24 protein-coding genes are annotated in these 23,276 nt (G+C 62.6%); 19 read left to right on the forward strand and 5 right to left on the reverse strand.

Annotation, left to right across the window (positions count from 1 at the left end; translation table 11 throughout):
• Positions 1-8: 8 nt before the first annotated feature.
• Genes B9Z50_RS14025 through B9Z50_RS14035 form a run of 3 tightly spaced genes read right to left on the reverse strand, consistent with a single transcriptional unit; the run spans position 9 to position 3,514 of the window.
• Positions 9-1,328, reverse strand: a complete 1,320-nt coding sequence (locus B9Z50_RS14025) for a DASH family cryptochrome (RefSeq protein WP_108365365.1) — start codon at positions 1,326-1,328, stop codon at positions 9-11.
• A 3-nt stretch (positions 1,329-1,331) separates the two neighbouring features.
• Positions 1,332-2,930, reverse strand: coding sequence for a cryptochrome/deoxyribodipyrimidine photo-lyase family protein (locus tag B9Z50_RS14030; protein WP_108365367.1), 1,599 nt, complete (start codon positions 2,928-2,930; stop codon positions 1,332-1,334).
• A complete protein-coding gene (locus tag B9Z50_RS14035; RefSeq protein WP_108365369.1) occupies positions 2,927-3,514 on the reverse strand; it encodes a hypothetical protein in 588 nt (195 codons plus the stop codon). Before B9Z50_RS14035 ends, B9Z50_RS14030 begins: the two co-directional genes overlap by 4 nt.
• A 128-nt stretch (positions 3,515-3,642) precedes the next feature.
• Between B9Z50_RS14035 and B9Z50_RS14040 the strand changes: the two genes are divergently transcribed.
• Positions 3,643-4,137 (forward strand): Rrf2 family transcriptional regulator, encoded by a 495-nt coding sequence (locus B9Z50_RS14040; protein ID WP_108365371.1) that lies wholly within the window; start codon positions 3,643-3,645, stop codon positions 4,135-4,137.
• Positions 4,138-4,159: 22 nt separating this feature from the next.
• On the opposite strand, the gene B9Z50_RS14045 is transcribed toward B9Z50_RS14040, so the two are convergent.
• On the reverse strand, positions 4,160-4,534 hold the full coding sequence (locus tag B9Z50_RS14045) for a DUF2237 family protein (RefSeq protein WP_108365373.1): 375 nt from the start codon (positions 4,532-4,534) through the stop codon (positions 4,160-4,162).
• A 238-nt stretch (positions 4,535-4,772) separates the two neighbouring features.
• On the opposite strand from B9Z50_RS14045, the gene B9Z50_RS14050 reads away from it, so the two are divergent.
• From B9Z50_RS14050 to B9Z50_RS14060, 3 genes are all read left to right on the forward strand, one after another.
• Positions 4,773-5,528, forward strand: coding sequence for a sulfite exporter TauE/SafE family protein (locus tag B9Z50_RS14050; protein WP_108365375.1), 756 nt, complete (start codon positions 4,773-4,775; stop codon positions 5,526-5,528).
• A 32-nt stretch (positions 5,529-5,560) separates the two neighbouring features.
• Positions 5,561-6,547 carry an NADPH:quinone reductase gene (locus B9Z50_RS14055; RefSeq protein WP_108365376.1) on the forward strand — a complete coding sequence of 329 codons (987 nt, stop codon included), beginning with the start codon at positions 5,561-5,563 and terminating at the stop codon, positions 6,545-6,547.
• Positions 6,548-6,682: 135 nt separating this feature from the next.
• Entirely contained in the window at positions 6,683-8,434 is a 1,752-nt protein-coding gene (locus tag B9Z50_RS14060) for an ABC transporter transmembrane domain-containing protein (RefSeq protein WP_108365377.1), read from the forward strand.
• 144 nt (positions 8,435-8,578) lie between these two features.
• Here the strand turns inward: B9Z50_RS14060 and B9Z50_RS14065 are convergent, their stop codons facing one another.
• Positions 8,579-8,776 (reverse strand): hypothetical protein, encoded by a 198-nt coding sequence (locus B9Z50_RS14065; RefSeq protein ID WP_108365378.1) that lies wholly within the window; start codon positions 8,774-8,776, stop codon positions 8,579-8,581.
• Positions 8,777-8,891: 115 nt separating this feature from the next.
• Here B9Z50_RS14065 and B9Z50_RS14070 point away from each other — a divergent pair, with 115 nt between their 5' ends.
• The 15 genes from B9Z50_RS14070 to B9Z50_RS14140 all read left to right on the forward strand — a co-directional run bounded on the left by B9Z50_RS14070 (position 8,892) and on the right by B9Z50_RS14140 (position 23,243).
• Positions 8,892-9,806, forward strand: coding sequence for a polyprenyl synthetase family protein (locus tag B9Z50_RS14070; RefSeq protein WP_108365379.1), 915 nt, complete (start codon positions 8,892-8,894; stop codon positions 9,804-9,806).
• Positions 9,807-9,838: 32 nt separating this feature from the next.
• A complete protein-coding gene (locus B9Z50_RS14075; protein ID WP_108365380.1) occupies positions 9,839-11,050 on the forward strand; it encodes a methyltransferase in 1,212 nt (403 codons plus the stop codon).
• Positions 11,051-11,087: 37 nt separating this feature from the next.
• Complete coding sequence (gene bchC, locus B9Z50_RS14080) at positions 11,088-12,041, forward strand: chlorophyll synthesis pathway protein BchC (protein ID WP_108365381.1); 954 nt, start codon at positions 11,088-11,090, stop codon at positions 12,039-12,041.
• Positions 12,038-13,045 carry a chlorophyllide a reductase iron protein subunit X gene (locus B9Z50_RS14085; RefSeq protein ID WP_108365382.1) on the forward strand — a complete coding sequence of 336 codons (1,008 nt, stop codon included), beginning with the start codon at positions 12,038-12,040 and terminating at the stop codon, positions 13,043-13,045. The genes bchC and B9Z50_RS14085 overlap by 4 nt, the downstream gene beginning before the upstream one ends.
• Before the next feature lie 33 nt (positions 13,046-13,078).
• Positions 13,079-14,632, forward strand: coding sequence for a chlorophyllide a reductase subunit Y (bchY, locus tag B9Z50_RS14090; protein ID WP_108365383.1), 1,554 nt, complete (start codon positions 13,079-13,081; stop codon positions 14,630-14,632).
• Positions 14,629-16,155 (forward strand): chlorophyllide a reductase subunit Z, encoded by a 1,527-nt coding sequence (gene bchZ, locus B9Z50_RS14095; RefSeq protein WP_108365384.1) that lies wholly within the window; start codon positions 14,629-14,631, stop codon positions 16,153-16,155. The genes bchY and bchZ overlap by 4 nt, the downstream gene beginning before the upstream one ends.
• A 140-nt stretch (positions 16,156-16,295) precedes the next feature.
• Entirely contained in the window at positions 16,296-16,439 is a 144-nt protein-coding gene (gene pufB, locus B9Z50_RS14100; RefSeq protein ID WP_019425952.1) for a light-harvesting antenna LH1, beta subunit, read from the forward strand.
• Positions 16,440-16,483: 44 nt separating this feature from the next.
• Positions 16,484-16,708 carry a hypothetical protein gene (locus B9Z50_RS14105; RefSeq protein WP_090045565.1) on the forward strand — a complete coding sequence of 75 codons (225 nt, stop codon included), beginning with the start codon at positions 16,484-16,486 and terminating at the stop codon, positions 16,706-16,708.
• A gap of 10 nt (positions 16,709-16,718) precedes the next feature.
• Positions 16,719-16,928, forward strand: coding sequence for a light-harvesting antenna LH1, alpha subunit (gene pufA, locus B9Z50_RS14110; protein ID WP_108365385.1), 210 nt, complete (start codon positions 16,719-16,721; stop codon positions 16,926-16,928).
• Positions 16,929-17,011: 83 nt separating this feature from the next.
• The gene (pufL, locus tag B9Z50_RS14115) at positions 17,012-17,848 is read left to right on the forward strand and encodes a photosynthetic reaction center subunit L (RefSeq protein ID WP_108365386.1); all 837 of its coding nucleotides are present in this window, start codon (positions 17,012-17,014) and stop codon (positions 17,846-17,848) included.
• Positions 17,849-17,897: 49 nt separating this feature from the next.
• A complete protein-coding gene (pufM, locus tag B9Z50_RS14120) occupies positions 17,898-18,875 on the forward strand; it encodes a photosynthetic reaction center subunit M (protein ID WP_108365387.1) in 978 nt (325 codons plus the stop codon).
• Entirely contained in the window at positions 18,872-19,960 is a 1,089-nt protein-coding gene (gene pufC / locus B9Z50_RS14125; RefSeq protein ID WP_233249883.1) for a photosynthetic reaction center cytochrome PufC, read from the forward strand. The genes pufM and pufC overlap by 4 nt, the downstream gene beginning before the upstream one ends.
• 37 nt (positions 19,961-19,997) lie before the next feature.
• Positions 19,998-20,858, forward strand: a complete 861-nt coding sequence (locus B9Z50_RS14130) for a hypothetical protein (RefSeq protein ID WP_233249884.1) — start codon at positions 19,998-20,000, stop codon at positions 20,856-20,858.
• Positions 20,851-22,383 carry a 1-hydroxycarotenoid 3,4-desaturase CrtD gene (gene crtD / locus B9Z50_RS14135; RefSeq protein WP_108365389.1) on the forward strand — a complete coding sequence of 511 codons (1,533 nt, stop codon included), beginning with the start codon at positions 20,851-20,853 and terminating at the stop codon, positions 22,381-22,383. Before B9Z50_RS14130 ends, crtD begins: the two co-directional genes overlap by 8 nt.
• Positions 22,380-23,243: a carotenoid 1,2-hydratase gene (locus B9Z50_RS14140; protein ID WP_108365390.1), complete on the forward strand. Its 864-nt coding sequence runs from the start codon at positions 22,380-22,382 to the stop codon at positions 23,241-23,243. Before crtD ends, B9Z50_RS14140 begins: the two co-directional genes overlap by 4 nt.
• Positions 23,244-23,276 lie beyond the last annotated feature (33 nt).

Genomic DNA, 23,276 nt, shown 5'->3' on the forward strand with positions numbered 1-23,276 from the left:
CTGAATTATCAGGCCAGCCAAACTTGCCGATAGCGCCCTTGTGCGTCGTGGTCTTGGGTTTGTTTGGCGGGGTTGAAGCGCCGGCCCGCACGCGGATCGGTGCCGCGCCCGCTCACGTACAGCCAGTTGCCTTGGTTGCTGCTGACGTCAAAGTCCACCAGCTGCGATTCGAACCAGGCCGCGCCTGCGCGCCAGTCGCAAGACAGGTCGTGCACCAAAAAGCTGGCCACGATTTGGCGCATGCGGTTGGAGGTAAAACCCGTGGCGGCCAACTCGCGCATGCCCGCGTCCACGATGGGCTCGCCGGTTTGGCCGCTGCACCAGCGCTGAAAGTCTTTGGGAAAGTGTGAGGGTTTGGGCAAGTTCGACAAGCCCCGCGCCGCATAAAGTTGCGGGCCGTGTTGCAGGTGCAGCATGCGGAAGTTGTCGCGCCACAGCAGCTCAAACCACAGCCAATAGGTGCCGTCGTTGCTGCCGTGCTGTTGCTCGTAGGCATGAAGCTCGGCCCAAATGCGGCGTGCCGACAGCGCGCCCGTGGCCAACCAAGGCGACCAGTGGCTGCTGGTGTTCTGGCCTTGCAGGGCGTTGCGGGTTTGTTTGTAGCGGTCGGGCCACGGTGGGGTGAGGTAGCTGTGCAGGTGGGCCAAAGCGCTGGTCTCGCCACCCCGGCAATGCGCTTGGGTGTATGGAAAGTTCGAGCGTGCATGCGCATCGCCCTCGGTTTGGGCTTGCTGCAGGGTGAAGGGGTCTTCCGTCCAGCCGGGCAAGCTGGTCAAGCCGTCGCTCGGAGGCGCTGGCAGCTGGGTGGGCGCGGGCAGCGGTGCCAAGGGCTGGAGCCGTGCCGATTCGATGCGCTGGCGAAATTCGGTGAAGACCTGCGGCATGTCTTCGGCCGCAAAGGGCAGGGCGTTGGGTTCGATCAGGCTGGACTGCCACAGCGTTTTGACGTTGAGGCCCGCGTTGATCAGCGCTTGCACTTGGGCTTCTTCTTCGGGCGCAGCGATGTCTTCGCAAAACACGGTGTCTGCTTGGACCCGGCGTGCGCAGGCGGGCAGCACATCGCCCACAGGGCCGTGCAGCAACATCAGGCGCTGACCCAGGCCCTGCAATGAAGTTTGCAAGTCTTGCAGGGTGTCGGCCCCAAAGCGCCTGCGGTGCGCGCCCATGCGGCGAAATCCCCAGGCGGTGTCATCGTCTTGCACCGGTTCGTGCACATAGACCAGCAGCAGCGCTTGCTGATGCGCTTGGGCGTGGGCTATGGCTTGCTGGAGTGCGCGTTGGTCGTGCAGGCGCAAGTCGTTTCGAAACCAGAAAAGGGTGGTGCGCATGGTTTAAAAGTCAAAGCCCAGCTGGTTGCTGGGTGGTGTATCGGGTGAAGTCGTCTTTGCCGACTTTCGGCGGCCGGTCTTGGGTGAGTCACTGTCGCGGGTGAACACGTCGCGTTGGTGGCCAGTGCCGTGTTTGCGCGAGGCATGTTTCTCGACGATGGCTTTTTTGCCCGCTTTCACACCGGGTTCGGCCCGGCGGGCGTGCAGTGCGGCTTTGGACTGGCGCGTGGCCTCGGCCAAGTCCACCACGGGCAGGGGAATGTCGTCGTCGGGTCCGCTGCCCACCGTCAGGCCGCAGTCGCGCTGCACTTCAGGGGGCATGAGCCAAGGCTCGAACAACCAGGTGTCGGGCACACGGCGCATGTGGGGCAGCCAGCGGCGCACAAAAATGCCTTTGGGGTCGTGGTCTTGCGCTTGTTTGATCGGGTTATAGACCCGTGTGGTGTTGATGCCGGTGGTGCCCGACTGCATTTGCAACTGGCTCCAGTGGATGCCGGGTTCGTAGTCCAGAAACTGCGTGGCCAGCCAATGGCCCACGGGCCGCCAGTCCAGCCACAGCGGATAAGCCGCCACCGACACCAGCATGGCCCGCATGCGGAAGTTGAGCCAGCCTGTCTGGTAGAGCATGACGACACAAGCATCCACCATGGGCCAGCCGGTGCGGGCCGAGGTCAGGGCTGCAAAGTGGGCGTCGTTCCAGCCGTCTTCGCGCAGGCCGTCGTAACCCCGGTGCATGTTGCGCCACTCGATCTCGGGCTCGCTTTCGAGCTTTTGGATGAAGTGGCAATGCCAATACAAGCGGCTGATGAAACCGATCAGTCCGGCCTTGTGCCTGCCCGCTTGTGGGGGCAAGGCATCGAGCGCTGCGCGGGTGCGTTGCACCACCTCGCGCATGCTGATGCAGCCATAAGCCAGGTAGGTCGAAATGCGAGAACAGGCGGTGGGCGATGACAGCGGCGAGGAGATACCACCCCGATACGACAAGGCCCGTGCATCCAGAAAACTGTGCAAGGTCTCCAGCCCCAAGCGACGGCCACCGCGCTGGCGATCAGGTGGGTTGTGCTGCAGGCCGGGTGGCGGTGTCATCACTTCGGGGCCGGAATTTTCAGGCGCGTCATAAAAGCGTAACTCAGGCAGCACTGCTTGAGGCGCGGCCATGTGCGCTTCCCAGCGGGCTTGCCAGGTGTTGCGGCTTTTGAGGCGCCGCACCACGCCAAACTGCGCCCACTCTGTCCAGCCCACACCCGCGCTGCGGCACCACGCGCCCACTTGCAGGTCGCGGTCATAAGTAAAGGCGTTGCCGGTTTCTTCGTGGGCCACCAGTTCGGCAAAAGGCGCTTGCGCGTGCAGCGCGGCCAGCACCTGCACCGCAGGCCCCACGCGCACCTGCAAGCTGCCGCCCAGTGCTTGCAGTTCGTGGTGCAGTTCGGTCAAAGTTTCGCGTACAAATTCAAAGTGCTGCAAGGCCGCATCCGGCTGCGCCCAAAGATCAGGCTCGACGATGTACAGGCACAGCACCGACCCTTGTGTGGCGGCGTGCGCCAGCGCCGCATGGTCGTGCAGACGCAGGTCGCGCTTGAACCAGACGACGCGGTACGTCATGGCTGTACCCCGAGGGCTGAAACGGGGCCCAATCCGCCAGGCCCCGCGCCATATCGCGCTGGGTCGACCCACATACAAGCAAGCAGCGCCTGCGGCAAACCGGGTGCCTGCTGGCGCAGGTAGCGGCGCACAAAGTCGCCGCTGTGCCAAGGCGCGGTGGAGCCGCTCCACACCGCCTGGTCTTGCACACGCCACTGGCCCGCTTGCAGGCGCAAAACCACCAGTGTGGGCTTGAGGACGTCGAACGCCACCTCGGCCACGCTCCAGTCGCCCAGTTGTTGCAGTTGCAGCCAACGGGCGCTTTGTGAGTCGGGCAGGCTGTGCTGCTGGATTGCAGTCAGCACGGCGCGGGCGATGGGGCTGTCCGGGGCGTTTTCTGAAGGGTTGTTGCCAGGCCAGCGGCTCACAGGGGTGCAATCGCGGCGCAACGCCAGCCATTGCTCGGCGGCCCAGCCGTGCACATCCCAGCGTTGGCCATTCACCTCCAACAGCCGCATGCCGTCCTGATGCACCCAGTCCACATGGCTGTCGACCACCAGCAAGCTGGTCAGTGCCACCACCACGGCGGCCACATGGCGTTTCATAGGGCCCGGCCCCCAAGGATTTGTAGTGCTATTTCAGGCATGTTCAATGAATTTTTGGCTATTTCAAAATTATGAGTTGTTTTATGACTGCTTGGTCATAGAATATCTCATCGTTAACGGAGAACGTCATGATCCAGAAGAAAACCGTCAAAGCCCTTGACATCGCTGTGTTCATCACCTCGCGTGCGGTGGTCAAGCCCGTGACCACCGAAGAGATCGCCCACGGCCTGAGTCTGTCGTCTTCGTACACCGAATCAATTCTGAAAGAGCTGCGCGAGGCAGGCCTGATCCGTGCGCACCGCGGCCCGGGTGGCGGCTACCAGATCCGCGGCAATCCCGAAGACATCAGTTTGTGGGACGTGGTTCAGCACTTTGAAGAGATCCACAGCTTCGACGCCCTGTACCCCGATGGCGACCACCCCATGAAGTCCCTGGAAAGCGACATCCAGAGCAACATGCAAGCCCTGCTTCAGGCGCAAACCCTGTCCGATGTGGCCGTGCCTTTCATGCCGCGCGATGCCCGCGTCACCTCCATGTTGGGTCAGTTCCGTTTGAAGCCCCTGCCCGCACCGATCATGCCGCGCGCGCCCAACTCGGTGTTCCAGCTCAGCATGATGATGTGAGCCCTCCGCCCCGCCGGCTTTCTCAGTGGGGGGCCCAAGCGAACTCGCGCAGTTGCTCCAGGGTCACGTACTGCAGGGCTTTTTGGTGGGTGCACTCGAGCACCACATGCGGGGCCACCCCGGCTTGAAAGGCTTCGAGCCAGCGCAGCGCGCACAGGCACCAACGGTCACCCGCTTTCAGGCCCGCAAAGCGGTGTTCGGGGCGGGGCGTCACCAGGTCGTTGCCACGCGAGCGTGAAAAATCCAGAAAAGCCTGCGTGACTTTGGCGCAGATCACATGGGTGCCTGCGTCTTCGTCGCTGGTGTTGCAGCAGCCGTCCCTGAAATAACCCGTGAGGGGGTCATAAGAGCAGGGGATCAATTCGCCACCGAGAACGTTCAAACCGGAGCGAGTCATGGGTGTCTAAGAGCAAGTGATGATGGGAGGCGTATTGTGTGTGCGTCGTTACAAGCCGCCTGTCTCGCAGGCTAAAGGCTTCACAAAGTACAGGGTCTTTCGATCTCGAAGCCTGAATGTCCGGATGTCTAGAGCTGGTATATCCATCTGGCGCTACACAGCGGTCAATCCGCCTTCCAACTGCGCGACAGGGCGGGGCTCTGCGGACCGTTAAGATGCCTCAACCCACAGCACGCCCATGAACTTCCCGCTCATCACCGACCCATTTTTTTACCTGATCGCTGTGCCAGCCGTGCTGCTGCTGGGTTTGAGCAAAAGCGGTTTTGGGGCCGGGTTTGGCTCCCTGGCCGTGCCCATGATGGCCTTGGCCGTCACGGTGCCGCAGGCTGCTGCGATTTTGATGCCCGTCTTGCTGGTGATGGACCTTCTGGGCATGGCCGCTTTTCGCAAGGACGTGGACAAGGCCTTGCTGCGCTTCATGGTGCCCTATGCCATGGTGGGCATTGTGCTGGGGGCCTTGTTGTTCAAGTTGCTGGATGCCCAAAAAGTGGCGGCCATTGTGGGCGCTTTCACCTTGCTGTTCTTGGCGCAGCAAATGCTCTTCAAGCCCGCCCCCAACGGGCCGCCGCCCCCTCGCTGGCTGGGCGGCTTGTTGCTCATCACCTCGGGCTTCACCAGCTTCATTGCGCACGCGGGCGGGCCGCCGGTCAACGCTTATGTGATGCGCCTGAAGCTCAAGCCCATCCTCTTCACCGGCACGCTCGCGTACCTGTTTTTCTTCATCAACATGGCCAAGTGGGTGCCTTATGCCTGGTTGGGCTTGCTGGACTGGCGCAACTTCGCGACCTCTTTGGTCCTCTTGCCCTTGGCCCCCATGGGGGTGTGGATGGGTGTGCGGCTGGCGCGTCGCATCCAGCCCGATTTGTTTTACCGCCTGATTCGGCTGGGCATGTTCCTCACGGGCTGCAAGCTCTTGTGGGACGGCTGGCGCTGATCAAGCCTTTTTAATTTTCAAGGAGACCTTTCATGAAAGCAGCCTGGTACAGCCACAACGGCGAAGCCCAAGACGTGATGCAGGTGGGCGATTTGCCTACACCCAGCCCGCAAGCCGGTGAGGTGCTGGTGCGTCTGGCCACCTCGGGCGTCAACCCTTCGGATGTCAAGTCGCGCCGCGCCCGGCCGGTGAACGATCCGCTGGTTGTGCCGCACAGCGATGGCGCAGGCGTGATCGAGGCCGTGGGCGAAGGGGTGTCCTCTGCGCGCGTGGGCGAGCGGGTGTGGGTGTGGAACGGCCAGTGGCAGCGCCCCATGGGCACCTGCGCGCAATACATCGCCTTGCCCGCCGCGCAGGCTGTGGCCCTGCCCGAAGGTGTCGACTTTGCAGCAGGCGCCTGCATGGGCATTCCGGGCCTGACGGCGGTGCAGGCCGTCATCCTGGCCGAGCGCCTGTCGGGCGATTTGCGCGGGCAGACGGTCTTGGTTACCGGGGCCTCGTCGGCGGTGGGCCACTACATCACGCAAATGGTGTCGCTGGCTGGGGGCAGGGTGATTGGCACCGTGGGCTCGGAGGCCAAGGCCGTGCACGCCCGCGCTGCGGGTATGCAAGAGGCGGTGTTCTACAAAACCGAGTCGGTGCCGGGGCGCGTCAAGGCGCTCACGCAAGGGCGCGGCGCCGATGTGATCATCGACATGGATTTCTCGACCACCGCCGCCTGGGCCAGTGAAGGTGCTTTGGCCCCGCACGGCCAAGTGGTGTGCTACGGCTCGAATGCGCTGGAAGTCCCCCTCCCGTTTCGGCCCTGGCTGTTCCAGTCCATGGGTGTGAAGTTTTTTTTGGTCTATGACCTGACGCCCGCTGACCGCCAAACGGCCGTGGCGCGCTTGTCGGGCATGCTGGCTGCCGAGCAGTTGCAGCACAGCATCGGGGCGCGCTATGCGCTGGACCAGGTGGCGCAGGCGCACCGCACCGTGGAAGCGGGGCAGACGGTGGGCAATGTGGTGATCGATTTGTGAAGCGGGCTCAGCAGCAGTCGGTCTTTGCAGGCCCTGAGTCCATGCCTGCGCTCAGCACATGGACAGCCGCTGGTTTGCCGTTATGCTTGGCGGGCTGACAAGCTACCCCGTTTTTTCCTGGTTTTTTGATCGTTCATGGCTGCAACTCCCAAATCGCTCTCGGGCCTCGCCCCTTTTTTCAAGCCTTACCGCGTGGCTTTGGCTGTGGCGGCCCTTTTCCTCTTGCTGGCTGCAGGCACCACGCTGGCCTTTCCCTGGGTCTTGCGCCAGTTGATTGACCAAGGCCTGGCCAGTGGCGCTCCAGCTGAGCAGTTGTCGGGCAATTTCTTGCAGCTGTTTGGGGTGGCTGCGGCATTGGCGGTGTTTTCTGCAGGGCGTTACTACACCGTGAGTTGGCTGGGCGAGCGCATCACCGCCGATCTGCGCAACGCGGTGTACGGCCATGTGCTCAAACAAAGCCCGGCCTTTTTTGAGACCACGCAGTCGGGTGAGGTGCTCTCGCGCCTCACCAACGACACCACGCTGGTGCAGACCGTGGTGGGCTCGTCGTTTTCGATGGGCTTGCGCAACCTGGTCATGGGCGCTGGGGCGCTGATCATGTTGGTGTGGACCAATCCGGTGCTGATGCTGCAGGTGGTGGCGGTGCTGGTGGCGGTGATTTTCCCGAGTGTTTATTTGGGCCGCCGCGTGCGCCGACTCTCGCGTACCAACCAGGACCGCGTGGCCGATTCCAGCGCCATCGCCTCCGAGGTGCTCAACGCCATCAGTGTGGTGCAAAGCTACACCGCCGAGGGCCGAGAAACGCGCCGCTTTGTGGATTCCACCTTGCGCGCACTGAGCTCCGCCTTGGGCCGCATCCGCGCCCGCGCCGTGCTGGTGGGCTTCATCATCATGGCTTCTAGCGCTGTGCTGCTTTGGGGCCTTTACATGGGCACGCTGGCCGTGCGCGCGGGCACCAGCACAGCCGGCCAGTTGGGCGAGACGGTGTTTTATGTCATCTTGCTGGCCAGCGCATTTGCAGTGCTGGGCGAGGTGTATGGCGACTTGCTGCGTGCAGCCGGCGCCACTGAGCGCCTGATGGAGCTGCTGCACACCGAGTCGAATCTGAAGATCGCCGCCCAGCCGCAACAAGCGCCCTGGCCGCAAGGCGGCTCCTCCTTGCAGCTGGAGTCGGTGCGCTTTCATTACCCGTCTCGCCCTGACACCTGGGCGCTGGACCAACTCACTGGCCAGATCCACCCCGGACAGACCGTGGCCGTGGTGGGCCCGAGCGGTGCGGGCAAAACCACCTTGTTCGATTTGCTGATGCGCTTTCACGACCCGCAGTTGGGCCGCATCGTCTTGGACGGTGTGCCGATCGATCAAATGGACCTGCACGCCCTGCGCGAGCGCATGGCCATCGTGCCGCAGGAGCCCGTGATTTTCTCGGGCACGGTGATCGAGAACATCCGCTATGGCCGCCCCGATGCCAGCCTGGAAGACGTGCATGCCGCCGCTGAGGCCGCTTATGCGCAAGAGTTCATCCGCGCACTGCCCGAAGGCTTTGACACCTATTTGGGCGACCGGGGCGTGCGCCTGTCAGGTGGGCAGCGCCAACGCATCGCGATCGCACGGGCTATTTTGAAAAACCCGCCGCTTTTGCTGCTCGACGAAGCCACCAGCGCGCTCGATGCCCAAAGCGAAAAAATGGTGCAGGCCGCCCTTGACAAAGCCATGGTGGGCCGCACCACACTGGTGATTGCCCACCGCCTGGCCACGGTGCAACGGGCCGATGTGATCTGGGTACTGGAGCGCGGCCGCCTGATGGAGCAAGGCACCCACGCCGAACTCCAAGCCAAAGGCGGCCTCTACGCCAGCCTGGCGGCGCTGCAGTTCAGCCCTGTGTAGGAGCCCACCCCGTAGCCGATAGGCCCGGCACGTCCCGAAACGCACCACGCACAAGGGTTCGCTTTAGCAAGTGAATGTAGGAGCCCACCCCGTGGGCGATGGGCGTGGCACACGCCCCGAAACCTTCTGGCACAGGCGCGTGGCTCACGATTTTTTGTCGGTTTCGTCTGTCGCTTGCTTGGCAGCCGCTTCCTGATCCTGCGCATCACGCGCTTCTTGCGCTGCTTTTTCCCGCGCCCGCTGCTGGCGTGTTTGCTCTTGGGCCTTGCGCACATCGTGCATTTGCCAAAAGGCAAACACGAAGACCAGTCCAAAAATGCCCAGTTCCAACCAAATTCCCATGGCTTGACCTTCCGTGTGTGTTGTGTCAATAAAGATTGACAGTATCAATTATCAGGTTATATTGACACTCATGCCTGTCAGCCTGTGTTGACAGATCTTCCGTTTCGGAGGTCCCATGAGTCTGTTGTCACGTGCCGAACACGCTTTGAGCTCCCATTTTGAGCAAGCCGCCGGTGTGGGCTCGCCCTCCCGATTGGTGGCCGCCATGCGGCATGCGGTGTTTTCGGGTGGCGCCCGCATCCGCCCACAGTTGTGCATGGCCGTGGCCACCGCCTGTGGTGACGATGCGCCCCAGTTGACCAACGCCGCCGCCGTGGCGCTGGAGTTGATGCATTGCGCCTCTTTGGTGCACGACGATATGCCCGCCTTTGACAACGCTGACACCCGGCGCGGCCGCCCCACGGTGCACAAGGCCTTCAGCGAACCGCTGGCGCTGCTGGCCGGTGACGGCCTGATCGTCATGGCCTACCGCGTCTTGCTGCAAGCGGGCGCGCAACGGCCCGAGCGCCTGATCGCATTGATGGACAACATGACCACCGGCGTGGGCCTGCCCAACGGCATCGTGGCCGGGCAAGCTTGGGAGTGCGAGACCAGCGCTGACCTGGGTCAGTACCAACGCGCCAAAACGGGCGCTTTGTTCGTCTCTGCCACTTGTGCGGGTGCGCTCAGCTGCGGCTACGAGCCCGAGCCATGGGCCCCATTGGGGGCTTATTTGGGCGAGGCCTACCAAGTGGCCGACGATATCCGCGACGTGATTGCCGACGCCGCCACATTGGGCAAACCTGCTGGTCAGGACGCTTTGCACGCCCGACCCAGCTCGGCCCAAGCGCTGGGTCTGGATGGGGCCATTGCCCACTTTGACCACCTGATCGAGCAGGCCGCCTCGTCGATTCCGGCTTGCTCGTGCCGCGACATGTTGCGCCAACTGGTCCAGCTCGAAGCCGAGCGCCTGGTGCCCAAGGCTCTGTGCGAAGGCTATTTCAAGACCCACCCGGCCGTTGCTCCTGCCCGCATCGGTGCGGCGCATTGAGTTCCCCAGCTGCCAGACGCGAAGGAAGCCGCATGTCACAACCACTGGATCTGGCCGCCTTGCAGGCCCACACAGCCCCCACTTTCAAGGACGCTTGGCAGGCCCGCCTCGAGCGCTGGTATGCGCACCCTGGCCTGTACCGCTGGTCTTTGGGCAATCCACTCACACGCTGGCTCACCCGCCGCCGCACCCGCCAGTTGTTTGATTTGATGGCCGGTTTTGTGCACAGCCAAGTGTTGCTCGGTTGTGTGCGTCTGGACCTGTTTCGTGCCTTGCACCAAGCCCCTGCCAGCTTGACCGATCTGGCCCGCCGCACGGGACTGGCTCCGGCCGTTTTGCAGCGATTGCTGCTCTCGGCCGTGGCGCTGGGCCTTTTGGAGCGCCGCAGCCAAGGCCGTTTTGGCTTGGGGCCGTTGGGCGTGCCGCTGGCGCAGCACGAGGGCATCGCCCAAATGATCGAGCACAACCATTTGCTCTACCAAGACATGCAAGACCCGGTGCAGTTCTTGAACAACGCCTGGAGCGGTGGCATGGCCGAGTACTGGCCCTACGCCCACGAAAAACCCCCTGTGGTCATGCCCGCAGAGCAGGTGGATAAGTTCACCCGCTACTCGCAGCTCATGGCCGCCTCGCAAGGCTTTGTGGTCCAGGAGATCTTGTCATCCTACTTTTTTGACGAACACCGCTGCGTGCTCGACGTCGGCGCAGGCAAGGGTCGCTTTGTGAGCGAGTTGGCCGCGCATGCGCCGCACCTGCAGTTCAAGATGTTCGATCTGCCTCCTGTGTTGGCGCTGGCCCGCGAAGGCCTGCAGGCCAAGGGTTTGACGCAGCGCGTGAGCCTGCATCCTGGCAGTTTTTTGGACGACCCCTTGCCCGAAGGGGCGGACCTGATCACCCTGGTGCGCGTGGCGCACGACCACCCTGATGCGGTGGTGCGGCAGATTTTGCAAAAAGCCCATGCCGCCTTGCCCGTGGGGGGTGTCATGTTGCTGGCCGAACCCATGGCCCAACCCGACGAAGAAGCCGGGCAGCCGGAGGCTTCGGTCGATGCTTATTTTCATTTTTACCTCTTGGCCATGGGGGCAGGGCGGCTGCGCACCCCACAAGAGCTGCAAACCATGATGCAAGAGGCTGGATTCACCCATGTGGAGCTGGTGCCCAACGCCATGCCCATCCACGCACGCATCCTTGTGGGGCGTAAATCTCAGTGTTTACCCTTGGTTTCCGGGAAAAGTGTCAATTAACTTTGACATGTGTTGATGTAAAGCAAAAAATACAATCATGAAATCCCAAGCCGTCGTCTTCAACAGCCCCAGGCACCTGTCTTTGCAGGCCCTGGACTTGCCTGAACTGCAAGCCGGTCAGCTGGATGTGGCCGTGGAGTTCAGCGGCATCAGCACCGGCACCGAGCGCATGCTCTGGGACGGCAGCATGCCGCCTTTCCCGGGCATGGGCTACCCGCTGGTGCCTGGTTACGAGACCGTGGGCCGTGTGGTCCGTGCCGCCTCCGACACCGGCATGCAAGCCGGTCAGCGCGTGTTTGTGCCGGGGGCCAATTGCTTCACTGGGGTCAAAAGCCTCTTTGGTGGTGCAGCGTCGCGCTTGGTGGTGACCGAGCAAAAGGTCGTGCCCGTGGCCGAACACTTGGGCGCGCAATCGGTGTTGCTGGCGCTGGCCGCCACGGCTTACCACGCGGTCTCAGGCGGTGGGCAGCAAGACCCGTTTGAAGCCCCTGAACTCATCGTGGGCCATGGCGTCATGGGCCGCCTACTGGCGCGCTTGACGGTGGCAGCGGGCCTGCCAGCACCCACCGTGTGGGAAACCCAGGCTGAGCGGTCCACTGGGGCTGAGGGTTACACCGTGGTGCAGCCGCAAGACGACCCGCGCCGCGATTACCGCACCATTTACGACGTGAGCGGCGACGGCAGCCTGCTCAACGGCCTGATTCAGCGCCTGCGCCCCGGTGGCGAGCTGGTGCTGGCCGGTTTTTACAAACAAGACCTCTCATTTGCCTACGCCCCGGCCTTCATGCGCGAAGCGCGCATGCGCATTGCCGCCGAGTGGAAGCGTCCGGACCTGTTGGCCGTCAACGAGCTGGTGCACACCGGCCGCTTGTCGCTCGACGGATTGATCACCCACACCCAGCCATCGACGCAAGCTGGTTCTGCCTACGAGACCGCCTTCGGAGATGCGAGCTGTCTCAAGATGATCCTTGATTGGAGTGCCACCGCATGAACACAGATACCACCACCACCCAGCCCATCAAATTCGTTGAAGTGCTGCGCCGCGAGGCCGACGTCGAGCCCGACGCCGTGAGCACCTCCGAGGTGACCAAAGAGACACAAATCATCGCCATTTATGGCAAAGGCGGCATTGGCAAAAGCTTCACGCTGGCCAACCTGTCTTACATGATGGCGCAGCAGGGCAAAAAAGTGCTGCTGATCGGCTGCGACCCCAAGAGCGACACCACCAGTTTGCTGTTTGGCGGCAAAGCCTGCCCTACCATCATCGAGACCTCCTCGCGCCTGAAGCTCTCCGGCCAGGCCGTGAGCATTGGTGACGTGTGCTTCAAGCGCGACGGCGTGTTTGCCATGGAGCTCGGTGGCCCCGAGGTCGGTCGCGGCTGCGGCGGCCGGGGCATCATCCACGGCTTTGAAACCCTCGAAAAACTCGGTTTCCACGACTGGGGTTTTGACTACGTGCTGCTCGACTTCTTGGGCGACGTGGTGTGCGGCGGCTTTGGCCTGCCGATTGCCCGCGACATGTGCCAAAAGGTCATTGTCGTGGCCAGCAACGACTTGCAGTCGCTGTATGTGGCCAACAACGTGTGCTCGGCGGTGGAGTATTTCCGCAAGCTCGGCGGCAACGTGGGCGTGGCCGGCATGGTCATCAACAAAGACGACGGCACGGGCGAAGCCCAGGCCTTTGCCACCAACGCCGGTATTCCGGTGCTGGCCGCCATTCCGGCCAACGAAGACATCCGCCGCAAGAGCGCCAGCTACGAAATCATTGGCCGCCCCGATGGCGAGTGGGGCCCGCTGTTTGCCGAGTTGGCCAAGAATGTGGCCGAAGCCCCGCCCATGCGTCCGAAGCCACAGACCCAAGACCAGTTGCTCGGTCTGTTCAGCGCCGACGTGGTGGGTCGCAACGTGGTGCTCGAGCCTGCCACCGTGTTTGACATGGTCGGCAAGCACGAAGACATCAAGCCCTCTTTGGAAGTCGTCTACGACGCGGCCTGAACGCCGCTGCAGACACACCAACAGGAACAGGCCATGACACGCACCATCCCGATTCATCCTAGCACCGACGCCCCCAACCCCGCAGGGCTGCAAGTCGACGGCATGGGTTGTCACGCCGGCACCGAGGCCATGGTGGCCGCCGCCAAAGAGGCGGGCAAGTCCGAGGTGCTCGACCAGTACGCCCGCGACTACCCACGCCAACCCGATGCCGGTCCGCACGACCAGCCGCAAAGCATGTGCCCGGCCTTTGGCTCGCTGCGTGTGGGATTGCGCATGAAGCGCACCGCCACCATCTTGTCGGGATCAGCCTGTTGCGTGTACGGCCTGACGTTCACATCGCATTTTTACGGCGCACGCCGCAGCGTGGGCTATGTGCCCTTCAACTCCGAGTCGCTGGTCACGGGCAAGCTGTTTGAAGACATCCGCGAAGCGGTGCACGCCGAGGCCGATCCGAGTCAGGTCGACACCGTCATCATCATCAACCTGTGTGTGCCCACCGCCAGCGGCGTGCCGCTGCAGTTGCTGCCCAAAGAGATCAATGGCGTGCGCATCATCGGCATCGATGTGCCCGGTTTTGGTGTGCCCACGCATGCCGAAGCCAAAGACGTGTTGGCCGGGGCGATGCTGAAATACGCCCGCGAAGAAATCATGAGCGGTCCGGTGGCCGCGCCCCGCGCCGGTCGTGGTGACAAGCCCACGGTGGCTTTGCTGGGTGAGATGTTCCCGGCCGACCCGGTCATCATCGGCCAAATGCTCGCCCCCATGGGTCTGGCCGCAGGCCCGGTGGTGCCCACCCGCGAGTGGCGCGAGTTGTATGCCGCGCTCGATTGTTCGGTGGCCGCCGCCATCCACCCGTTTTACACCGCCAGCGTGCGTGAATTCAAAGCGGCGGGTCGCCCTGTGGTGGGCTCGGCTCCTGTGGGCCTCGAAGGCACACAAGACTGGTTGCAAAACATCGGTCAGGCTGCAGGCATCGCGCAGGCGCAAATCGATGTGGCGCGCAATCAGTCGTTGGCCCAAATGCGTGGGCTCTTGATGCAAAAGCCCATCTCCGGCCGCATCACGCTCAGTGGCTACGAAGGCTCTGAGTTGCTGGTGGGCCGTCTGCTCGTCGAGTGCGGGGCTGATCTGCGCTACGTGGGTTCGGCTTGCCCCGCCACCGAGTGGAACGCACAAGACATCGCTTGGCTGCAAGCCAAGGGCGTGCAGGTGCAAATGCGTGCCTCGCTGGAGCAAGACCTCAACGCCATGTACGAATACCGGCCGCAGCTGGCCATTGGCACCACCCCGGTGGTGCAGATCGCCAAGCAAAACAGCGTGCCGTCCTTGTACTTCACCAACTTGATTTCAGCCCGTCCCCTGATGGGGGTGGCCGGTGCCGGATCGCTGGTGCAAGTGGTGCAAGCGGCCATGGGCAACCAGGCCCGCTTTGACGCCATGAAAGACTTCTTTGGCGATGTGGGCGCAGGTCACGCCGCAGGCGTCTGGGAGTCGGTGCCCAAAGACCGGCCCGAGTTCAAGGCCGAAACCCGCCGCCAAATTGAAAAGCTCTTGAAAAAGCGCAAAGCCGAGGAGATGGGTTCATGAACCAAGTGACTCCACCCCCCAGCACCGTGGCCAAACCCAAATCGCCGCTCATCCTCGACCACGACCGCGCAGGCGGTTACTGGGGCGCGGTGTATGTGTTCACCGCCATCAAAGGCCTGCAGGTGGTGATCGATGGCCCGGTGGGCTGCGAAAACTTGCCGGTGACTTCGGTGCTGCACTACACCGATGCGCTGCCCCCGCACGAGTTGCCGATTGTGGTGACGGGTCTGGCCGAAGAGCAGCTCGGCCGCGAAGGCACGGAAGGCGCCATGAAACGGGCGCATGCCACGCTCGACCCCGAACTGCCCGCCGTGGTGGTGACGGGCTCAATCGCCGAGATGATTGGTGGCGGTGTCACACCTGAAGGCACCAACATTGCGCGCTTTTTGCCCCGCACCATCGACGAAGACCAGTGGCAGTGCGCCAACCGCGCCATGTATTGGCTGTGGAGCGAATACGGTCTGCGCAAAGTGCCTGCACGCAAACCTTTTGAAGAACGTCCTGTGGGCGAAAAGCCCCGCGTCAACATCATCGGCCCTTGCTACGGCACCTTCAACAGCCCCAGCGATCTGGCCGAAATCCGCCGCCTGGTGCAAGGCATCGGCGCCGACGTCAACATGGTCTTTCCGCTGACCAGTCACTTGGCCGATGTGTCGCGCCTGGTCGAAGCCGATGTGAACATTTGCATGTACCGCGAGTTTGGCCGCATGCTGTGCGAGGCGTTGGAGCGCCCCTATTTGCAAGCGCCGATTGGCCTGCACAGCACCACCAACTTCTTGCGCAAATTAGGCGAGTTGCTGCATCTGGACCCAGAGCCTTTCATCGAGCGCGAAAAGCACACCACTTTGAAGCCCATGTGGGACCTGTGGCGCTCGGTCACACAAGACTTTTTTGCCACCGCCAGCTTTGCTGTGGTGGCGGGCGAGACCTATTCACGCGGCCTGAAAAACTTCCTCGAAAACGAGATGGGCTTGCCCTGCCGCTTCAGCGTGTCACGCACTGCCGGCAACAAAACCGACAACGCCGCAGTGCGCGAGCTGGTCAAAACGCAAACGCCCTTGATCATGTTCGGCAGCTACAACGAGCGCATGTACCTGAGCGAGATCTCTGGCGGAAGCCCCATGCGCGCGGCCTTCATTCCTGCCTCCTTTCCCGGCGCCATCATCCGGCGCCACACCGGCACGCCCTTCATGGGCTACAGCGGTGCGAGCTACCTGATCCAGGAAGTGTGCAACGCGCTGTTCGATGCGCTGTTCCACATCCTGCCGCTGGGCACCGAGATGGACAAAGTTGAAGCGACCCAAGCACGTGGCGTGGTCGCCCCCAACGCCAGCTGGCAAGACCAGGCCCAGCAGCGCCTGCGCGATGTGGTGCAAAGCCAGCCGGTGCTGGTGCAGATCTCAGCGGCCAAGCGACTGCGCGATCAGGCCGAACAACTCTCGCAGGCCCAAGGCCACAGCGAGGTGACCGAAGCCCATGTGAACGCGGCCAGCCGCGAACTGGGACTGGGGATTGCGGCATGAGCCACGCCCCCAACAACACAACAGCAGGTGCCGCCTCGTGCGGTGCCGCTTATCCGATGTCGTGGCCTTTGGCTGCGGATGCCCATCTGCGCGGGCTGTGCGCAACCCGGGTCGCAAGGCCTCGTTAACAGGAGCAAAACATGTCCACCAAGACATCAATTTCCGGACTCACCGATGAGGAAGCCCAGGAGTTCCACCACTACTGGATGCAGGGCACCGTGGGCTTCACAGCAGTTGCTGTGCTGGCACACATCCTGGTCTGGGCGTGGCGTCCCTGGTTCTGATTCAGAGCCTCTTTTTTCATCCATAGATTGACGGAGTCACTGTCATGTCCAACACAACCCACCTCAATGAGGCCCATTCGCGTGCGGATGAGTCTCCCGCTTACTGGTCCATTTTCCTCATCGGATTTGGATGCCTGTTTGTGGTCGTCGTACTGGCCAAACTGGTCGGCGTTCACTGGCGGGATCTGCTGCCTGGTGCAGAAGATGCCAAGAGCATGAGTCAGGGTGTGAAGGCTGCTGTGTACACCTTCATGTCCCACATCATTTAGGAGATTCACCATGTGGAGAATTTGGCGACTTTACGACCCTTTGCGTGCCATGGTATTGCAGGGCATTTTCTTGTTTGGCCTGGCCGCGATGATTCACCTCATCTTGCTCAGCACCAACAAATTCAACTGGCTCGACGGCGCGAAAAAGCCAGTCGCTGCATCGGCGCAAAACTCGCCGCTGCCGACTTCGGTGGCTTCGCTCGCCTTGCCCAAGTCCTGATCCAGGACTTGTCGTTCAGTTGCCGCAATTGACCTCGCGTCAATGCGGCATCTGTTGATCCACTGAAGCAGGAGGACCCTACCATGGCCATGCTGAGTTTTGAAAAAAAGTACCGTGTTCGCGGTGGTACCCTGCTGGGTGGTGACTTGTTCGACTTCTGGGTCGGACCGTTTTACGTCGGCTTCTTCGGCGTGACAACCTTGTTCTTTTCGTTCCTGGGCACGGCCCTCATCTTGTGGGGCGCCTCACAAGGCCCGACCTGGAACATTTGGCAGATCAGCATTGCACCGCCTGATCTGTCGTACGGCCTGCGCTTTGCGCCCCTGATGGAAGGCGGCCTGTGGCAGCTCATCACGGTGTGTGCCATTGGCGCCTTCGGCTCGTGGATGATGCGCGAGGTCGAAATCTGCCGCAAGTTAGGCATGGGCTTTCATGTCCCAGTGGCCTTCGGCGTGGCCATCTCTGCCTACGTGACTTTGGTGGTGGTGCGTCCAGTGCTGATGGGCGCTTGGGGCCACGGCTTTCCGTATGGCATCTACAGCCACCTGGACTGGGTCTCCAACGTGGGCTACCAGTACCTGCACTTTCACTACAACCCGGCACACATGATCGCCGTGAGTTTCTTCTTTGCCAGCGTATTTGCCTTGTCGCTGCACGGTGGCCTGGTTCTTTCTTCCACCAACCCCACACCGGGCACCGTGGTCAAGACACCCGAGCACGAAGACACCTTCTTCCGTGACTTCATCGGTTATTCGGTGGGCACATTGGGCATCCACCGAGTCGGTCTGTTCTTGGCACTGGCGGCTGTTTTGTTCAGCGCCCTGTGCATCGTGCTCAGTGGCCCCTTCTGGAGCCGTGGCTGGCCCGAGTGGTGGAGCTGGTGGTTGAACCTGCCGATCTGGTCTCAGTGGCCTGTTTGAGTCGGATGACAAAACGCGTCCGAACCTGAAGAATTGAGGAGTACCGCAAATGGCCGATTATCAAAACCTGTTCACCACGGTGCAAGCCGTGGGTCCAGTGCACCACGGGGTGGAACTGGGTCACGGCAACAGTCCGCGCACCGGACAACCTGTGATCAATTACTGGATCGGCAAGCTGGGCAATGCCCAGCTGGGCCCGATCTACCTGGGGGGGCTGGGTCTGGCCTCATTGGTGTGTGGCTTGATCGCCTTCACCTTGATCGGCATGAACATGCTGGCCTCGGTCAACTATGACCCGATTCAATTCGTGCGCCAGTTGTTCTGGCTCTCGCTGGAGCCGCCACCCCCAAGTTATGGCTTGAGCATGCCCCCGCTCAACCAGGGCGGTTGGTTCCTGATTGTGGGCTTGTTCCTCACGGCTTCCATCATGTTCTGGTGGGCGCGCACTTACCGCCGCGCGGTGGAGCTGGGCATGGGCCTGCACATTGCATGGGCGTTTGCCGCAGCCATTTGGTTGTTCTTGGTGCTGGGTTTGTTCCGCCCCATCTTGATGGGTTCATGGGGTGAGGCTGTGCCTTACGGCATCTTCTCCCACCTGGACTGGACGGCGGCCTTCTCGCTGCGCTATGGCAACCTGTTCTACAACCCGTTCCATGCGCTGTCCATCGTGTTCTTGTACGGCTCAGCCTTGTTGTTTGCCATGCACGGTGCCACCATTTTGGCCGTGACCCGTTACGGTGGTGAGCGCGAGATCGAGCAGATCACCGACCGCGGTACGGCCTCTGAGCGCGCCGCCTTGTTCTGGCGCTGGACCATGGGTTTCAACGCCACCATGGAATCGATTCACCGCTGGGCCTGGTGGTTCGCCGTGCTGTGCCCCATCACCGGCGGCATCGGTATCTTGCTGACCGGCACCGTGGTCGACAACTGGTACCTGTGGGCCATCAAGCATGGCGTGGCACCACCGTACCCCGAAATTTTTCCAGCGATGGCTGACCCCGCGCTGAGCACTGGAGGCAAGCCATGAACCCGAACACCACACACCCATCCCGTTGGATAGGCCGAATGGCCAAAGGCTTGGGCCTGGCGATGGCTGGCCTGGTGCTGGCCGGTTGCGAACGCCCGATTCCCGAATCGGTGCAAAGCGGCTACCGGGGCACCGGCATGGTGCAGGTCTACAACGCCCGCCTGCTCGAAGTCAAAACCGAAAAGAACCAGCCGCCTGTGGCCATTCCTTCTGCGGGGTCTGATGGCCCCAAGGCCTCGCAGGTCTACAAGAACGTCAAGGTTCTGGGTGACCTGAGCGTGGGCGATTTCAACCGCCTGATGGTCTCCATGACCAGCTGGGTCGCGCCCAACGAAGGCTGCGCTTATTGCCACGCTTTGCCCAACTTCGAAGACGACAGCAAATACACCAAAGTGGTGGCTCGGCGCATGGTCGAGATGACGCAGCACATCAACGCCGACTGGCAGCCCCACGTGGCCCAGACCGGGGTGACCTGCTACACCTGCCACCGTGGCGAGCCGGTGCCCAGCGCCATCTGGTTCAAGTCCAACCCGCAGCCTTATGGCTCGAACTTCATGGGCGACAAGGCTGGACAAAACGAGCCTTCGGCCGTGGTCAATTTGTCATCGCTGCCCAACGACCCCTTCACGCCGTTTTTGCTGGACAAGCAAAACATCCGTGTGAACGGCCCCACGGCCTTGCCATCGGGCAACCGCCAGTCGATCAAGCAAGCCGAGTGGACCTATGGCCTGATGACGCACATGTCGACTTCGCTGGGCGTGAACTGCACCTATTGCCACAACACGCAGTCCTTCCAGAACTGGGAAAACAGCCCACCACAGCGCGTGACCGCTTGGCATGGCATTCGCATGGCGCGGGACCTGAACCTGACCTTCATGGAGCCTTTGACCGAAGTCTTCCCGGCGCACCGCAAGGGCCCTCTGGGTGACGTGGCCAAGATGAACTGTGCGACTTGCCACCAAGGTGCTTACAAACCACTCAACGGCGCACAGATGGCCAAGGACTTCCCCGAGTTGCTCAAACCTGCTTTGGCTGCGGCCAAGGTGGCGGCAGCCCCATCAGCACCCGCTACAGCCTCCAAGTAGTCGCGCACAGCCTTCGCCCCCTCACCGGCCCCCCGTCATGGACGCACTTCCTTCACTTCATGACCCGCTGTCCGGTGTGGTGGTGGTGTTGCTGGCCGATTTTTTGCGCCAGCACCAGGGCTGGGGCTGGTTGCGTCTGGTGGCCGGGGCCACGCCCTACAAAGACGTGCCCGGCCTGACCATGGTCAAGGTCATGGGCAGTGGCCATGGTGGCGGTTTCAGCTTGCGCCCCAGTGCCACGCACCAGGGCCTGATCTGCACTTTCAGCCACCTCGATTTGGCTTTGAACTTTTTGGACAGCCCGGCTGTGCAGGCCTACCGCAGCCGCGCCCGCGAGTGCTGGACAGGCGTGTTGTCCGTGCAATCGGCCCGGGGCCATTGGGACAAACAAGCTTGGCAAGCGAGCAGTGCGCAAGCCCTGGGCCTGTCTGGCGATCAGGCCGAACCTGGTCTGGGCTTGGCAGGCCGGCCGCACAGCGGTCCGTTTGCCGTGCTCACCCGCGCCAGCATCGTGCCCACCAAGGCCATGGCGTTTTGGCGCTATGCCCCAGCCGCGCAAGCCGACTTGAGCCAAGCCCCCGGTTGCCTGCTGGCCATGGGCCTGGGCGAAGCGCCCTTGGTGCGTCAATGCACCTTCAGCCTCTGGCAGGACACAGAAGCCATGTTGCAATACGCCCGCCAAGGCGCCCACCAGGTGGCCAGTGCGGCTGCGTACAAGCACCAGTTTTTTTCCGAATCGCTTTTCGTGCGCATGCAGGTGCTGCAGATGGCTGGGGCCTGGCAAGGCCGCAGCTTCGAAGCACCTGCCACGGCCGTTCAGAGCACCGCATCCACCGATGCAGCGCTGGCCGGCAGCCGCCTGGCCGGTGTGCCCAGCCTGGAGGTCAGCCATGTCTGAGCACCGCGTGGTCATCGTGGGCGCAGGCATGGGCGGCTTGTGCAGCGCCATCGCGCTCGCGCACCAAGGGCTTGATGTCACCGTGGTCGAAACCTCGGGTGCGCCCGGCGGCAAGGTGCACAGCCGCGAGGTGAACGGCGCGCACATCGACAGCGGCCCCACCGTGTTCACCATGCGCTGGGTGTTTGACGACTTGCTGCGCAGCGTGGGCACCAGCGTCGAGGCCGAAATGCGCATCGCGCCGCTGAATGTGCTCGCCCGCCACTTCTGGCCCGATGGCAGCCAACTCGATTTGTCGGCCGATGCACGCGAGAGCGAAGCCGCCATTGCGGCCTGGTCGGGTGGCGACGAAGCCCGGCGCTTTCGTGATTTCTGCAAGACCACCCGCCAGCTTTACGCCACGCTCGAAGGCCCGATGATCCGCGCCCAGCGCCCCAGCATGGGCGGCTTCATGGGCGATCTGGGCTTCAAAGGCTTGGGCGTGTTGGCCCAACTCGGCCCCATGCGCAGCCTCTGGCAGCAGCTCGGCCACCAGTTTTCAGACCCGCGTTTGCGCCAATTGTTCGCACGCTACGCCACCTACTGCGGCTCATCGCCTTGGCAGTCTCCCGCAACGCTCATGTTGATCGCCCAAGTTGAGATGGACGGGGTCTGGTCGGTTGAAGGCGGCATGGTCGGCATGGCCCAAGCACTGGCCCGTGTGGCCCGTCGCAAAGGCGCGGTGTTTCGCTACCACAGCACCTGCCAGCGCATCGAGCAGCGCCAAGGCCGCGTGTGCGGTGTGCACTTGGAGTCGGGCGAATTTTTACCAGCTGAGCGCGTCATCTTCAATGGCGACGCCGCCGCTTTGCGCCAAGGCTTGTTGGGTGACGAGGTGCGCCGCGCTGTGCCAACAGACGCGCCGCCGCGCTCCCTGTCGGCCTTAACGTGGTCCATGCACACCCCCGCCGACGGCGTGGCGCTGGACCGGCACAACGTGTTTTTTCAGAGCACTTACGCCAGCGAGTTCGAAGACATCTTTGAGCGCCAGCGCTTGCCCGCGCAGCCCACGGTCTATGTCTGTGCACAAGACCGACCTGCGCAGCTGGCATCCGGCCTGGCCGAGCGCATTTTTTGTTTGGTCAACGCCCCCGCCTGCGGTGATGGCAGCGCAATCACCGAGGAGGCTTTAGAACAATGTCAAACGCACACCTTTCAGCACCTGCGCCAACTGGGCCTGCACCTGCAACCCACAACGAGCAACAGTCTGCGAACGACGCCTCAGGATTTTCATCGGCGCTTTCCGGCCAGCGGGGGGGCTCTGTACGGGCAGGCGACGCACGGGTGGACCAGCATCTTCAGCCGACCTGGCTCCACCACACCCCTGCAGGGCCTGTATCTGGCGGGGGGCAGCGTGCACCCGGGGCCGGGCGTGCCGATGGCGGCCTTGTCCGGGCAGCGGGCGGCCGAGGCGCTGATGGCGAGCCTCGCTTCGACCAGCAGGTTCCAGACGGGGGCTACCTTTGGTGGTATGTCGACGCCATGAGTGACGACGGCCAACACGGCATCACCCTCATTGCGTTTGTGGGCAGTGTCTTCTCACCTTATTACGCCTGGGCGCGTGGGCGAGGCCAAGCCCATGCCGACAACCACTGCGCCCTGAACGTGGCCATCTACAGCAAAGGCCAGAGCCGCTGGGCCATGACCGAGCGCGGTCAGCGCCATTGCGCCCGCAGCGCCCGCCAGTTCACCATCGGTCCGAGCCAACTGAGCTGGGACGGCGACTGCCTTCTCATCGACATCGACGAGGTGTGTGTGCCCATCCCGCGGCGCGTACGCGGCCGCATCAAGCTCTGGCCTCAGCAATTGTTTGGCTACTCCACACCACTTGATGCGAATGCCCAGCACCGCTGGGGGCCGCTGGCGCCCAGCTCGCGCATCGAAGTGGATCTGAACGCCCCCGATCTGAAATGGCAAGGCCACGCGTACTTGGATTCCAACGAAGGTGACGAACCGGTGGACCAGGGTTTTCACACCTGGGATTGGTCCCGCGCCCGCACACGCGATGGCAGCACCGTGGTGTTTTACGACATGCAAGCGCCCGGCACCGAAGACCGCGTCTTGTCGCTGCGCTTCACGCCGCAAGGCACGGTCGAGCCCATTGCCACGCCCCCTGCGCAGCGCCTGTCCAAGACGGGCTGGCGAATCGACCGCCGCATGCGCAGCACGCAAGGCGTGCGTGTACATGAACAACTCGAAGACACGCCGTTTTACCAGCGTGCCTTGCTGCAATTTGATCACGCGGGTGAGCCTTTGCTCGCCTTTCACGAAACCCTGTCGGTGCCGCGCTTGGTGTCACCGGTGGTTCAAGCCATGCTGCCTTGGCGCATGCCCAGGCGGGCTTGAGATGAACAAACTTGAACAAAATTTCAAGTCAAC

This window comes from Limnohabitans sp. Bal53, assembly GCF_003063355.1.
Classification (GTDB): Bacteria; Pseudomonadota; Gammaproteobacteria; order Burkholderiales; family Burkholderiaceae_C; genus Limnohabitans_A.